Source organism: Streptococcus henryi DSM 19005, assembly GCF_000376985.1.
Classification (GTDB): domain Bacteria; phylum Bacillota; class Bacilli; order Lactobacillales; family Streptococcaceae; genus Streptococcus; species Streptococcus henryi.
The window spans coordinates 1-14250 of record NZ_AQYA01000013.1; the positions used below are offsets into that span (position 1 = coordinate 1).

Sequence of the window (14250 nt, forward strand, 5' to 3'; positions counted from 1 at the left end):
TCACATACTCAAAAACCACACAGTGATTCTTTCATCTTGATTGTTTTCGAGACGGAAATCACTGTGTGGTTTTATTTTGAAGCTAGTTTTTGCCCAGACTCTTTCTTTGACTTTTCTAGTTCTCAGCCAATAGTCCCTCAATATCAGCAATCATTTTTTCAGGCTCAGTTTTAGATGAAAAACGTTCTACCACATGACCGTCACGATCGATGAGGAACTTTGCAAAGTTCCATTCGATTTTCTTACCAAGTGGTCCTTTTTTCTCCTCTTTTAGCCAAGTGTAGAGTGGCTCAGCGTCTTTACCATTGACCTTGATTTTGGCAAAACGTGGGAAAGTTGTCTGGTAGTTGAGAGTGCAAAAGGAGTTGATTTCTTCTGCTGTTCCCGGAGCTTGACCCATGAACTGATTACAAGGTAGATCTAGTATCTCTAAGCCTTTGTCCTTGTAAGTATCATAGATTTTTTGTAGCCCATCGTATTGAGGCGTCAGACCACAGCCGGTTGCTGTATTGACAACTAGTACAACCTTTCCCTTTAAATCAGATAGGGAATAGTCACTGCCATCCTGTTTTTTAATGGTAAAATCATAGAGATTAGGCATGGTCAAGCTCCTCCGTATAGGCAATAATTTGGTCGACCGTGTCACTCAAGAATTGGATAGTGTCACGGAGTGGTTTATCAGTTGAAATATTAGCCCCAATCAATTTGGCTGTTTCAAGAGGCGTACGGCTGCCACCTGATTTCAGGAACTCAAGCCATTCTTGGGCACCATTAGGATTGTTTTTGAGGTTAAGGTAACCAGCAGTCGAAATCACAAGGCCAGCTGAATAAGTGTAGCTATAAAGCCCCATGTAATAGTGGGCTTGGCGCATCCAAGTCAGAGCGGCATCATCGTCAATGTCAACAGCATCTCCCCAGAAGTCACTAAGAACGTCTTTCATGATTTGGTTCAATTGCTCAGCACCGAAAGTCTTACCTTCTTCAATCAGTGTGTAAACTTTTCTTTGGAAGGCTGCTTCAAGCAAGTGGGTGATAAAGTTGTGGAAGTAGGTGTCAGTCAAGCGGTGGGCAAGAGCAAAACGCTTCTGACGAGGATCATCTAGCTGACGCTCCAAATAATCGCTGAGCAGTAATTCATTGAAAGTTGACGGAGCTTCAACATAGTAAGTTGACATGTGAGCATTAAAATAACTTTGATGGTTATCTGAGAAGATGAATTGACCAGAATGTCCAATTTCATGAATGAGAGTATAAACGTCAGACATACGACCTGTCCAGCTCATAAGGACGTAAGGATGGACACGGTAAGGGTCAGCAGCATAGCCACCAGAATCCTTATTTTCATTAGCCGCAAAGTCAACCCAGCGCTCGCTTTGATAGCGAGCAACTTCTTGACTGTATTCCTGACCAAGTGGCTCAACAGACTTCATAACCAAATCATAGGCGTCATCAATTGAGACATCAGGATTGAGTTCCCCGTCCAAATCTAGTTTCCAGTCAGCAAAGGTCATCTTTTCAAGACCATTTACCTTGGCTACATGTTTGAGGTAGCGTTGGGCAACTGGAGCAAACTCAGTCATGATGAGGTCAATTTGGCGGTCAAACATTGAGCGATTCACTTCTTGTTCAGCCAAAAGGTAGTCAAAGACGTTGTCATAACCACGCATGTCAGCTAGGATTTTCTCAGATTTGACTTTTGCTAGATAGCTAGCTGCGGCAGCTGTTTGGTGTTTTCTCAAACCAGCAGAGAAGGAGCGGAAAGATTTTTCACGAATCTCAGCATCCTCATGATTCTGGTAAAAATTCTCATAGGTGACAAAAGAGTTCTTATAAGCTTTGCCATTGACCTCAAAATCGTCCATAGCATAGTCACCGGCACGCATCTTAGTGTAGATGTCATAAGGTGCCCCGAAGACCTCACCGAGGTTTGTAAGAGCTTTTTCGACCTCAGGAGCCAGGAAGTGCTCTTTCTGGATTTTTGCCTGGCGAATAGCAGAGCTGAAATGAGGATTTTGTTCCAGTTGATTGAGAACAGCCATGTCAGCAGTTACTAAAGCAGTATCAAAAAAGCTGAGCGCTACAGACGCTTTTGTGAAGAAATCACTGCCTGCCTGAGCAATTTGAGCAAATTCTTCGCTGCTGAAATCTGTCGTTTGTGGCATAAAGGCATAATTGTTGAGATGACTCATAGAAATGTAGATTTGCTCAATTTCCATAAGGGCAGTTGTAAAATCATCAACCGTTGAAAGATTGCCATCGTAATTCTTTTGAAAATTAGCAATATCTTCCAGAGTTTTCTCCATACTAAGCAGGAAATCCTCACGGTCTTTGTAGAGGGCAGTCAAGTCCCAAAGTTCATTTTCTGGGAATTCTGAACGTTTTTTGAGTTCCATTTTTTCTCCTTATTATGGCAATTCATACTCAAAGTAAATCAAAAACAGACTAGGCTAGAAGTCTTAACGACGAATCTTTCTGATTTTTACAGAGTATAAGCCAATTGATATATGAATACTATCAGTATATCAAAAAAAGAATAAGAGGTAAAAATATTATCAATGTAGTTTTTTTCAGAAAATTTATAAAATACTAGACAATATTACTAAATTTGGGTTACTTTTTCGGAAAAAAATGGTATGATTAGTTGGTATACTTATAATGATACGGATTTTAGAGAGAATATCTATTCAGATTTGAAAAAAGTTGACGAATGGAATTGTCCTCTCAAAATCTTTGTTTTATGACAAAGGAGTGATTTTGTGACCGTCAAAAAATTAGAAAGTAGCAATAATCAAGCTATCATTACAGAGGAAGTCAATATCTTAAAAGACTTGTTGGAAGAAACAACACGTCAGATGATTGGCGATGCCTCTTTTGCAAAAATCGAAGAAATTGTTGCGCTATCAGCAAAACAAGACTACACTCAGTTGGATAATCTGGTTGCAGATTTGTCTAATGAGGAGATGGTAGTGGTATCTCGCTATTTCTCTATCTTACCGCTTTTGATTAATATTTCTGAAGATGTTGACTTGGCCTATGAGATCAATTACCAAAATAATACGAATACAGATTATCTTGGTAAATTGTCTATGACCATCGATATGGTTGCTGGGCAGGAGAATGCTAAAGAGATTTTGGAAAATGTTAACGTTGTTCCCGTTCTAACAGCTCACCCAACTCAAGTTCAACGTAAGACAGTCCTTGAATTAACCAATAAAATTCATGACCTCCTCCGCAAATACCGAGACGTGCGTGCGGGTGTTGTTAATAAAGAAAAATGGTTCTCAGACTTGCGCCGTTACATTGAGATTATCATGCAAACGGACATTATTCGTGAGAAAAAACTGAAGGTTAAAAATGAAATCACAAATGTGATGGAATATTATAACTCTTCATTGATTCAAGCCATTACTAAATTAACAAACGAATATAAAAAGATTGCTTTGGAGAAGGGGATTGAGCTGGATAATCCAACACCAATTACTATGGGGATGTGGATTGGGGGAGACCGTGATGGTAACCCTTATGTAACAGCTGAAACACTTCGTTTATCAGCGACAGTCCAAAGCGAAGTCATTATCAACTATTATATTGAAAAAATTTCAGGTTTGTACCGTACCTTCTCACTTTCTACAAGTCTGACAAAAATCAGCCCAGAAGTTGAAAAATTAGCAGAGCTATCTAGTGATAAATCCATTTATCGTGAAAATGAACCTTACCGAAAAGCTTTCCATTATATCCAATCTAAACTGATTCAAACTTTGATCGGTTTACAAAGCAATGGTAATACTCCAACTTCACGTTTGGATAGTACAGCTGTTTATTCAAATATTAACACAGGTTCAAGCAATGCCGGTGTTGTTGCTCGTTATGTGCAAGATAAAGTATCAGAGGTTGCGACTGAATTTACAGAAGAAGACTACCCACGCTATGCAACTGCTAAAGAATTCAAAGATGATCTTTTGATTATCAAAAAATCTTTGCTTGATAATGGAGATGATGCCCTTTTAACTGGAGATTTGAATGAACTTATCCAAGCAGTAGATGTCTTTGGTTTCTATTTAGCAAGTATTGACATGCGTCAAGATTCAAGTGTCCAAGAGGCATGTGTCGCAGAATTGCTTAAGTCAGCCAATATTGTTGATGACTACAGCTCTCTATCTGAAGAAGAAAAATGTGAAGTGCTTCTTAAAGAATTAGAAGAAGACCCACGTACGCTTTCTTCAACAAATGTTGAAAAATCTGAGCTTCTTCAAAAAGAATTGGCAATTTATAAAGTTGCGCGTGAGTTGAAAGATAAACTCGGTGAAGAAGTTATTAAGCAACACATCATCTCACATACTGAAAGTGTATCAGATATGTTTGAGCTTGCTATTATGCTTAAAGAAGTCGGCTTGATTGATAAAGATAAAGCGCGTATTCAGATTGTTCCTCTCTTCGAAACAATTGAAGACTTAGACAACTCACGTGAAATCATGACACAATATCTTGAATATGATATTGTCAAAAAATGGGTTGCAACTAATAAAAACTACCAAGAAATCATGTTGGGTTACTCTGATTCCAACAAAGATGGTGGCTATCTCGCTTCAGGTTGGACACTATACAAAGCTCAAAATGAATTGACTCAGATTGGTGAAGACCACGGCGTTAAAATCACTTTCTTCCATGGTCGTGGAGGTACTGTTGGTCGCGGTGGTGGCCCATCTTATGAAGCCATTACCTCACAGCCTTTTGGTTCAATTAAAGACCGTATCCGTTTGACTGAACAAGGTGAAATCATTGAAAACAAATATGGTAACAAAGATGTTGCATATTACAATTTAGAGATGCTTATCTCAGCGTCACTTGATCGTATGGTGACACGTATGATTACCGATCCAAATGAAATTGATGACTTTAGAGCAACAATGGATGATATCGTTGCTGACTCAAATGTTATCTATCGTGATCTTGTTTTCGGTAACCCACACTTCTACGATTATTTCTTTGAAGCAAGTCCAATTAAAGAAGTTTCAAGTTTGAATATCGGTTCTCGTCCAGCTGCTCGTAAGACAATTACTGAAATTTCAGGCTTGCGTGCCATTCCATGGGTCTTCTCTTGGTCTCAAAATCGTATCATGTTCCCAGGTTGGTATGGTGTTGGTTCTGCCTTTAAACACTACATCGATGCTGAGGAAGGAAACTTGGCCAAATTACAATATATGTATGAAAAATGGCCATTCTTTAACTCACTTCTTTCAAATGTTGACATGGTACTTTCAAAATCTAATATGAATATTGCATTCCAATACGCTCAACTTGCTGAAAGCCAAGAAGTTCGTGATGTTTTCAATATTATTTTAGATGAGTGGCAGTTGACCAAGAATGTGATTTTAGCCATTGAAAATCATGATGATTTGCTTGAAGAGAATCCATCACTTCGTGCTAGTCTTGATTTCCGTCTTCCATACTTCAATGTTCTTAACTATATCCAAATCGAATTGATTAAACGTCTAAGACATGAGCAATTAGATGAAGACTACGAGAAACTTATTCACACCACTATCAACGGAATTGCTACTGGACTTCGTAATTCTGGCTGATGCCTCAAATATGAAAATAAAAGCTGTTCGCCTATTCAATCCTTTTCGGATGAAAGCGACAGCTTTTTTCTTTTGACTCAAATGAAAAAACTCTCAAAACATGATTAATTAGTGCTTTAAGAGTCGTATTAGTTTAAGCTTTTAGGGTTTATTTTTAATAAATTTATCACAAGTGTCGTAACTAAAGTCCTTGTGTATATTCTTAGCGATTATCAACTTTTTCTGGGTAAAGATCATGCTGGCAAAGACGATCCCATGCAAATTTTTCCCATTTAGTATCCGGTCGGCCATAGTTACAATAAGGGTCGATTGAAATACCACCACGTGGTGTGAATTTACCCCAAACTTCGATGTAGCGAGGGTTCATCAATTTGATGAGGTCTTTCATGATAATGTTCATACAGTCTTCATGGAAATCACCATGATTGCGGAAACTAAAGAGATAGAGTTTGAGTGATTTACTTTCCACCATTAGTTCATCTGGAATGTATGAAATATAAATTGTTGCAAAATCTGGCTGTCCAGTCATTGGGCACAAAGATGTGAATTCAGGACAGTTAAATTTAACAAAATAGTCATTTTCTGGATGCTTATTAGGGAAAATCTCTAAGACTTCAGGTGCATAATCTGTAGGGTATTTTGTTCCTTGATTTCCTAAAGCAGAGATTGTTCCCATTTCATTTGCTTGACGCATTAAATTTCCTCCTTATAACCGCGTTTTGCCAGTTCTTTTACCAAAATCGCTCCGATAAGACCTGGAACAAATTGTCCGACAAGAAGATTAATAACCAAAGCAAAATATGGAACACCAAGGAGGCCACTCAGCCAAATAGGTGCTACAAAAGCTGGAATTAAGAAAATCGGAAGGACAATCCAACAAGCATTAAGGTTAAGACGACGGATGGCATATACTGCACTTGTAGTCAATAGTCCAGCGCATATGCCACCTAGGACATCGATAAGTCCCAAACCGCCAAATGTATTAGCTAATCCATTTGCAAAACTAATTGGAAGAACTAAGAAAGGGTAAAGGTAGGCTAGACCATAGAGTGACGTTGCAAGTCGCATTTGGTATGCTCCAAAGGAAATACCTTGTGAAATAAAGAGGACGGCAATGTAAAGTGCCATCATAATAGCAGAAAAGACCATTTTCTGCCTTGCCTTGAGATTATTTTTAGTCATTCATACCTCCTTGAGGCCAAAACACAAAAAGAGATGTTTAAAACATCCCTAGAATGACAGCTATGTCTTGGTCCTAGTTTTGTTTAGAGACAGGATGGTTACGAACTGTCTGACAGAGAAATATTATACGTTAGTTTATATGAAAATGCAAGTAGGTTAAAAGTCTGTGACGAAAGCTATCACAGACTTGTTTTTTTCCTATTATCTAAATTAGTGTGCAAAGGCATCGAGTCCGAAGACAATTGATAAGGTCCCCATAATAGTTCCAGCTAAAATAACACCGAGAACGACAGCAATAACGCTAGGCTTAAATTTCCAGTCCAGGATTGAAGCGGCTAAAGTTCCTGTCCAAGCACCCGTTCCTGGGAGTGGGATACCCACAAAGAGTAACAGAGCTAGGAAAACACCTTTTTCTCCAGCAGTTTTTTCCAATTTTTCTCCACCAGAATGTCCTTTTTTCAAGCACCAAGTAAAGAAACCACCGATGACAGGCTTATCAGCACCCCACTCAAGCACGTGGCGAGCAAAGAAAAAGATGATTGGCACCGGAATCATATTGCCAATAACTCCAATAAGAAGAGCTTGCCACATTGGAATACCAGTTGCAATGGCGTAAGGAACAGCACCTCGTAATTCGACAAGTGGTACCATAGAAATTAGAAATGTAATCAGGTAATTCATTAAGTTTGTTAGACCTTTCTCTTAGTTACAATTTCCATTGTAACCTAACTTACTGACAAACTCAACTAATAATCTATATTGGACAAGGAAGCAAGTATTTTCGTTCCTAAAAGCCATAATTTTTGATATAATAAGGTCAGTTATAGTCAAAAATAATGAGAAAGGAGTAAGCTAATGGCAATCAAAAATACCTCTGATAGTATTGAAGAATATATTAAGCAGTTGCTAGCTCAATCAGGGATTGCAGAAATTAAACGTTCACATTTGGCGGATACCTTTCAAGTTGTTCCCAGTCAGATTAATTATGTGATTAAGACTCGCTTCACGGAAAGTCGTGGATATGTCGTGGAAAGCAAGCGTGGTGGTGGAGGCTACATTCGTATCGCGAAAATTAGTTTCTCAGATCAACACCATATGTTAGGAAATCTGATGGAAAATATAGGTGAAAGTATTTCTGAACAGGTTTTTACAGACATTATTCAATTGCTTTTTGATGAAAATGTTCTAAGTGAATGCGAAGGAAATTTGATTTTAGCGACGGCATCGGATGAAGTTCTGGGACAAGAGTCTGCAGTAATCAGAGCCCGTATGCTAAGGAGAATTTTACAAAGATTAGATAGAAAAGGATTTCGTTAATGACAGAGTATTCGTTTAAAATGCAAGAGGTTTTCAAGTTAGCTCAATTTGAAGCGGCGCGATTTGAAAGTCTTTATCTTGAAAGCTGGCATATCTTGTTAGCAATGATTGCGCTTCATGATTCTGTGGCAGGCTTAACCTTTACAGAATATGACTCACGTGTACCAATGGAAGAATATGAAGCAGCTGCCATCTTGGCACTGGGTAAAGTTCCAAGGGAAAATGTGGATCAAATTAATTTTTTGGAGCAGTCCAAAGCGCTTCAAGGAATTCTTCAATTTGCTGAATCTATCAGTCAAGTAACTGGTTCCAGTGATGTGGGAACTGAGCATGTTCTCTTTGCTATTTTGCTTAATCTTGACTTGCTTGCAACTAGAATTCTGGAATTAGCAGGATTTAAGTCAAAAGATGATGGGGATTCCCTTCGTTTGCTTGACTTGAGAAAATCCTTGGAACGACATGCAGGTTTCAGTAAGGAAAATATCAAGGCAATCCATGATTTACGCAAGCCTAAAAAAGCTAAATCTGGTGGTAACTTCTCTGATATGATGAAACCGCCAACGACAGTAGGTGAATTGTCTGATTTCACACGTGACTTAACTGAAATGGCACGTCAAGGTAAATTGGAGCCAGTTATTGGTCGTGATAAAGAAGTCACTCGTATGGTTCAAGTGCTCAGCCGTAAAACCAAGAACAATCCTGTATTGGTTGGGGATGCCGGTGTTGGTAAAACAGCCCTTGCTTATGGATTAGCTCAGCGTATTGTTAATGGTGAGATTCCTTATGAACTGCAAGACATGCGTGTGCTTGAGCTGGACATGATGAGCGTCGTTGCTGGAACGCGTTTCCGTGGGGATTTTGAAGAGCGCATGAACCAGTTGATTGAAGATATCGAGACTGATGGTCACATCATCCTTTTCATTGACGAACTCCACACCATCATGGGTTCAGGGTCAGGTATTGACAGCACCCTTGATGCAGCAAACATTCTCAAACCTGCCCTCTCGCGCGGAACTCTCCACATGGTTGGGGCGACAACTCAAGAGGAGTATCAGAAGCATATTGAAAAAGATGCTGCGCTATCTCGCCGATTTGCAAAAATCTTGGTTGAAGAGCCATCAGTTGACGAGGCTTACCAAATCTTACTTGGACTTAAAAAATCTTATGAGGACTATCACAACGTTCTTATTTCAGATGCTGCTGTTCATACGGCAGTCAAGGCTGCGCATCGCTATCTAACTAGCAAGAATTTGCCTGACTCTGCTATTGATTTGCTAGATGAAGCCAGTGCGACAGTCCAGAGTTTGGTGAAAAAATCAGCGCCAGCTTATTTAACACCAGCTGATCAAGCCATTTTAGATGGAGACTTTGCAGCTGCAACAAAAGCACTTAAAAAAGCCAGAGGCAATCAAAAACCTAAACCAATCCCAGTTACCGAAGATGATATCATGGCCACTTTGAGCCGTCTTTCAGGCATTCCAGTTGAGAAGATGACCCAAGCCGATAATAAGCGATACTTGACACTGGAAGCAGAGCTTCATAAGCGTGTGATTGGTCAAGATGATGCCGTCTCAGCTATCAGTCGAGCTATTCGTCGTAACCAGTCAGGTATTCGTACAGGTAAACGCCCAATTGGTTCTTTCATGTTCTTGGGACCAACTGGGGTTGGTAAGACAGAGCTTGCAAAGGCCTTAGCAGAAATTCTTTTTGACGATGAGTCAGCGCTAATCCGCTTTGACATGTCAGAGTATATGGAAAAATTTGCGGCAAGTCGTCTTAATGGTGCTCCTCCAGGATATGTGGGTTATGAAGAAGGCGGTGAATTGACCGAGAAGGTTCGAAACAAGCCATATTCAGTATTGCTCTTTGATGAGGTTGAAAAAGCCCATCCAGATATCTTCAATGTTCTTTTGCAAGTTCTTGATGATGGTGTTCTTACTGACAGTCGCGGTCGTAAGGTTGACTTCTCAAATACTATTATTATCATGACTTCAAACTTAGGAGCGACTGCCCTTCGTGATGATAAAACTGTTGGGTTTGGAGCACGAGACATTGCTCATGATTATGAGGCTATGCAAAAACGTATCTTGGAAGAGCTTAAGAAGGCTTACCGTCCAGAATTTATTAACCGTATTGATGAAAAAGTGGTCTTCCATAGCTTGACTGAAGATAACATGCGAGAAGTAGTTAAGATTATGGTTAAACCATTGATTGCTAATCTTGCAGAGCGAGGCATTACACTCAAATTCCAGCCGGCTGCACTCAAACATTTGGCAACAGACGGCTATGATGTTGAAATGGGTGCCCGCCCACTTCGTCGTACCCTACAAACTCAAGTCGAAGATAAGTTATCAGAATTAGTTCTCTCAGGTGACTTATCAAGTGGAAATACACTTAAAATTGGTGTAACTAAAGGTAAACTTAAATTTGATATTGAATAATAGCCTTTGAAAATCAAAATGATAGATCGTTAAGCCTCCACGCTTACCTTGTCTGATTTTGATTAAGCCGTCTAAATCTAAAAATCCCTCCTGTCGTAAAAAACAGGAGGGATTTTTAGAATGTTTGTGAAAATTATAGTATAGTCGAATGAAGAGCTTTCAGACAAGGAACAGAGGCGCAGGCAGTACTGGAGTACGGCAAGCCGATAGTGACGATGTATCAAAGCTCTTCAAATGACTATAGTAGTTCTAGTTTTTGCAACTCCGCATCCACCATATCAAAGATTGTTTGAAGGTCTTCAACGCGATTAACAAAGTCTAATTGGTTACCATCAATTTTAATCTTTGGTGAAATATCATAGTTTTCATACCAGTCTGGATACTCGCCATGAACTTGTTGGTAGTAAGTATACAAATCAGGGTTATCTTTGATTTGTTCATAGCTGCGCCCGCGTTTGCCAATACGTTCTAACATTTTGTCAAAGCTGACGTCGATATAAATCAACAAATCAGGTCTTTTCTTTGGCATTCCATCTAATTCTTCCAGCATGTTAGCCAATAGTTCTTTATAGATATCTAATTCAGTCTTTGTGACGTTACCATTCTTGTAATTAAGGGTCAAGAACAATTCATCTTCAAAGATAGAACGATCTAGGATATTGTTGTCAGACTTATAGGCTTCTTTGATAGACTGGAAACGTTTGTTTAAGAAGAAAATTTGCAACAAAAAGGCATACTTTTTAGGGTCTTGGTAATATAAATCCAATACAGGGTTGTTATCTACGGCCTCATAGAAAACCTCTGTTCCCAAATGTTCTCCAAGAGCAGCAGCTAATGAGCTCTTTCCTGCACCGATAGTTCCTGCTAATACAATCAACATAATTCTCCTTCAAATAAGATACAATAGCCTAGCGACACAGAGCAATAAAGTAAAGCTGCCTAGCAAGCTAGAAAGCTTTTAAATCGACAATTTACTTCAACTTCTAAAGACTTAGTTCCAGCTCTTTATGATGCTTAGTATCGAAGCTATGTTCAGTTCTTCATAGCTTAACCATTTTACACAAATTTTAGAGATTGTTCAAGGGAAATGGCAGAGCTAAAATGCTTACATTATCACTTTCTGATATAGATTAAAAGCTAAAATAAAAAGGGAGTGGAACCCCAAAAGGGAGAGTGACTTCCTGTCTAACTTTTGAGCTTGGGGATTTCCAAATCAAGCGATTTCTAGTTTCAACTCGAACGGCTCAAGCAGTCATTACCCTTACCCCCATGCTTTTTCTCCTGTCTCAGAAAGCCTAACAGTTCTAAGAGTCAGGGAGACTATTAGAGCTTTGTGATAGAGCAGGCTAATACTCTTTTTTAATCAAAATGATAGATGTCAGTTTTGACGATACTGTTTTGGTGTTTCTTCTTCGTCTGATTTTAATTTTTTCTGAATATCAATTTTCTAGCTGCGAAAAAGCAAAGAAAAATCCACTAGACTGTGGCATCTAATGGATTTTCCAAACAAGATTTAAGAAGCTGTAACTTGAGTTCAGTCTCTTTTAACTTACAATCTTATCTAATTGTGCTAAAGATTTCAGCAACTTCTTGAACTGACTCTGCGCGTGATACGGCACCACGGATTTTTGCAGCACCTGAAGTTCCGCGAAGGTAGTGCGGAGCCAAGCCACGGAATTCACGTACGGCGATTGATTCACCTTTAAGATTAACCAAACGTTTAAGGTGGTCTTCAGCGATATCTAACTTTTTAACAAATGGAAGTTCTGGTAATTCTTCACCTGTTTCAAAGTAGTGATTAATTTGCGTAAAGATGTAAGGGTTGTTCATAGCTGCGCGTCCAACCATGACAGCATCAACACCGATTTCTTCAATCATGTATTTAGCATCATGAACGCTGCGGACATCACCGTTTCCGATAAATGGAATCTTGGTGATGGCTTTTGAAACCTTAGCCAGTGTTTCGTGGTCGCAAGTGCCTGTGTACATTTGTTCACGAGTACGTCCATGCATGGCAAGAGCAGATACACCAGCGGCTTCAGCAGCCAGTGCATTTTCCACAGCAAGTGAATTATCTGACCAGCCTGTACGCATTTTTACCGTCAGTGGGATATCAAGAACAGAAGTTACTTCTTTAACGATATGATAAATTTTATCTGGGTCTTTTAGCCATTTTGCGCCAGCTTCATTTTTCACAACCTTATTAACAGGGCAACCCATGTTGATATCTACGATGTTGGCCTTAGTATTGCTTTGAATAAAGTCAGCAGCGCGTTTGAGTCCTTCTGCATCGCCACCAAAAAGCTGGATAGACATTGGAAACTCATTTTCGTCGATGTGGAGCATGTGCAGGGTCTTCTCATTATTGTAGAGAAGGCCTTTTTCGGAAATCATCTCCATAACCACTAGTCCAGCGCCAAATTCTTTAGCGATAGTACGGAAGGCTGAGTTGGTCACTCCAGCCATGGGAGCTAAAACAGTACGGTGGGGAATTTCAACATTCCCAATCATAAAGGAGCTGTTAAGCTTTGTCATTGATCATCTCCTCGAGGTCAGTTTCGTTAAATTGATATTTTTTACCACAGAATTGGCAGACGATTTCTGCGCCGTGGTCTTGGTCTTTCATTTCTTGGAGGTCTGCCTTACCAAGAGTTGTTAGGGCACCTTCAAATCGCTCACGTGTGCAATCACAGTAGAAGTTAATTTCATCTTCAGAGAGTACTTTATAGTCGTCTTCACCATAGATAGCTTTAAGGAGGGCTTCAATATGATCATCTGATTCAAGAAGGCTAGAAATTGATGGCATGTTTTGGATACGTTTTTCATAGCGCGTGATTTCTTCTTCGGTAGCGCCAGGAAGAACTTGTAACATGAAGCCACCAGCAGTTTTGACTTTGTCATTTTCATCAAGAAGAACATTAAGCCCTACTGCAGAAGGTGTTTGTTCAGATTCTGTTAGGTAGAAGGCCAAGTCTTCTCCGATTTCACCAGATACTAGTGGTGTAGTAGAAGTATAAGGTCTGCCAGTACCATAATCTGTGATGACTACGAAGTGTCCATTACCCATGAATGGACCAACTAGAACTTCACCTGTAGCGGTTTTCTTGATGTCAACGCCTGCATTTTGAATGTAACCTTTAACATGACCGTTAGTATCAGCTACAGAAATGACATGTCCAAATGAGCTGTCGCCAATAACTTTGACAGTAACCTTGCTGTCACCTTTTTGATTGGCAGCTAAGATTTGGTTAGCAATAAGAGTGCGGCCGAGGGCAACTGTTGAACTTGATAGAGTATTGTGTTTTTCTTGAGCCGTTCTAACCGTCTCAGTGCTGTCAAGCACATAAGCTCGGAAGGCTCCTGATGTCGAAATTGATTTAATTAATTTATCCATAGCTAATATTATAGCACAAAGCCTTATTTTGCTGGTGAAATTTATTTCTTTTGTTTGTGTCAAGTTATTCTCGGAAAGTTTTTCAAAAGTCCTAAATCCATTTCTTCATTTGTCCAATTGGACTACTTGTTGCACCGTTTAGTGGGATAGTCGCACTTGGGATAATATGCTGGTCGTGCTGGCCTTTCTGCAGGAGTTTTCTCATATTGATTTTTATCTCTGGGCTGAAAGTTTTAAATGGGTATGAGTTGCGGTAATAGACCTCAAAAAGCCCATTACGCTGTGCCGTCATTAAGATAACCATGCTTTCTGCGCCTGATTTTGTCCAATTGCG

General features: G+C 39.5%; 11 protein-coding genes and 1 pseudogene. 3 read left to right on the forward strand and 9 right to left on the reverse strand.

All coding sequences use genetic code 11. From position 1 onward, the window contains the following. Positions 1-115: 115 nt before the first annotated feature. Together F601_RS0100485 and pepF are read right to left on the reverse strand one after the other, a co-directional pair. On the reverse strand, positions 116-601 hold the full coding sequence (locus F601_RS0100485; RefSeq protein ID WP_018163725.1) for a glutathione peroxidase: 486 nt from the start codon (positions 599-601) through the stop codon (positions 116-118). After that, on the reverse strand, positions 594-2393 hold the full coding sequence (pepF, locus tag F601_RS0100490; RefSeq protein ID WP_018163726.1) for an oligoendopeptidase F: 1800 nt from the start codon (positions 2391-2393) through the stop codon (positions 594-596). The genes F601_RS0100485 and pepF overlap by 8 nt, the downstream gene beginning before the upstream one ends. A gap of 363 nt (positions 2394-2756) precedes the next feature. On the opposite strand from pepF, the gene ppc reads away from it, so the two are divergent. Next, on the forward strand, positions 2757-5582 hold the full coding sequence (gene ppc / locus F601_RS0100495; RefSeq protein WP_018163727.1) for a phosphoenolpyruvate carboxylase: 2826 nt from the start codon (positions 2757-2759) through the stop codon (positions 5580-5582). Between the two features lie 202 nt (positions 5583-5784). On the opposite strand, the gene queF is transcribed toward ppc, so the two are convergent. The 3 genes from queF to F601_RS0100510 all read right to left on the reverse strand — a co-directional run bounded on the left by queF (position 5785) and on the right by F601_RS0100510 (position 7445). Continuing rightward, complete coding sequence (queF, locus tag F601_RS0100500) at positions 5785-6276, reverse strand: preQ(1) synthase (protein ID WP_018163728.1); 492 nt, start codon at positions 6274-6276, stop codon at positions 5785-5787. Beyond that, positions 6276-6764, reverse strand: coding sequence for a QueT transporter family protein (locus F601_RS0100505; protein ID WP_018163729.1), 489 nt, complete (start codon positions 6762-6764; stop codon positions 6276-6278). The genes queF and F601_RS0100505 overlap by 1 nt, the downstream gene beginning before the upstream one ends. A gap of 210 nt (positions 6765-6974) precedes the next feature. Continuing rightward, positions 6975-7445 carry a COG2426 family protein gene (locus F601_RS0100510; protein ID WP_018163730.1) on the reverse strand — a complete coding sequence of 157 codons (471 nt, stop codon included), beginning with the start codon at positions 7443-7445 and terminating at the stop codon, positions 6975-6977. 174 nt (positions 7446-7619) lie between these two features. On the opposite strand from F601_RS0100510, the gene F601_RS0100515 reads away from it, so the two are divergent. Together F601_RS0100515 and F601_RS0100520 are read left to right on the forward strand one after the other, a co-directional pair. Next, complete coding sequence (locus F601_RS0100515) at positions 7620-8081, forward strand: CtsR family transcriptional regulator (protein ID WP_018163731.1); 462 nt, start codon at positions 7620-7622, stop codon at positions 8079-8081. Then, positions 8081-10522: an ATP-dependent Clp protease ATP-binding subunit gene (locus F601_RS0100520; RefSeq protein ID WP_018163732.1), complete on the forward strand. Its 2442-nt coding sequence runs from the start codon at positions 8081-8083 to the stop codon at positions 10520-10522. Before F601_RS0100515 ends, F601_RS0100520 begins: the two co-directional genes overlap by 1 nt. Positions 10523-10760: 238 nt before the next feature. On the opposite strand, the gene F601_RS0100525 is transcribed toward F601_RS0100520, so the two are convergent. The 4 genes and pseudogenes from F601_RS0100525 to F601_RS13210 form a co-directional block, all read right to left on the reverse strand. Then, entirely contained in the window at positions 10761-11402 is a 642-nt protein-coding gene (locus F601_RS0100525; protein WP_018163733.1) for a deoxynucleoside kinase, read from the reverse strand. A gap of 677 nt (positions 11403-12079) precedes the next feature. Further along, positions 12080-13057, reverse strand: coding sequence for a tRNA dihydrouridine synthase DusB (gene dusB, locus F601_RS0100530; protein ID WP_018163734.1), 978 nt, complete (start codon positions 13055-13057; stop codon positions 12080-12082). Continuing rightward, the gene (hslO, locus tag F601_RS0100535; protein ID WP_018163735.1) at positions 13044-13916 is read right to left on the reverse strand and encodes an Hsp33 family molecular chaperone HslO; all 873 of its coding nucleotides are present in this window, start codon (positions 13914-13916) and stop codon (positions 13044-13046) included. The genes dusB and hslO overlap by 14 nt, the downstream gene beginning before the upstream one ends. A gap of 91 nt (positions 13917-14007) precedes the next feature. Continuing rightward, positions 14008-14250 (reverse strand): annotated as a pseudogene (locus tag F601_RS13210) (hypothetical protein); the annotation flags it as partial.

What these genes read in the sequence shown, in the direction of transcription:
- F601_RS0100520 (WP_018163732.1), top strand. Translation starts at nt 8,081, where the DNA reads ATGACAGAGTATTCGTTTAAAATGCAAGAGGTTTTCAAGTTAGCTCAA.
- F601_RS0100505 (WP_018163729.1), bottom strand. Translation starts at nt 6,764, where the DNA reads ATGACTAAAAATAATCTCAAGGCAAGGCAGAAAATGGTCTTTTCTGCT.
- F601_RS0100510 (WP_018163730.1), bottom strand. Translation starts at nt 7,445, where the DNA reads ATGAATTACCTGATTACATTTCTAATTTCTATGGTACCACTTGTCGAA.
- F601_RS0100525 (WP_018163733.1), bottom strand. Translation starts at nt 11,402, where the DNA reads ATGTTGATTGTATTAGCAGGAACTATCGGTGCAGGAAAGAGCTCATTA.
- hslO (WP_018163735.1), bottom strand. Translation starts at nt 13,916, where the DNA reads ATGGATAAATTAATTAAATCAATTTCGACATCAGGAGCCTTCCGAGCT.
- F601_RS0100485 (WP_018163725.1), bottom strand. Translation starts at nt 601, where the DNA reads ATGCCTAATCTCTATGATTTTACCATTAAAAAACAGGATGGCAGTGAC.
- dusB (WP_018163734.1), bottom strand. Translation starts at nt 13,057, where the DNA reads ATGACAAAGCTTAACAGCTCCTTTATGATTGGGAATGTTGAAATTCCC.
- pepF (WP_018163726.1), bottom strand. Translation starts at nt 2,393, where the DNA reads ATGGAACTCAAAAAACGTTCAGAATTCCCAGAAAATGAACTTTGGGAC.
- F601_RS0100515 (WP_018163731.1), top strand. Translation starts at nt 7,620, where the DNA reads ATGGCAATCAAAAATACCTCTGATAGTATTGAAGAATATATTAAGCAG.
- queF (WP_018163728.1), bottom strand. Translation starts at nt 6,276, where the DNA reads ATGCGTCAAGCAAATGAAATGGGAACAATCTCTGCTTTAGGAAATCAA.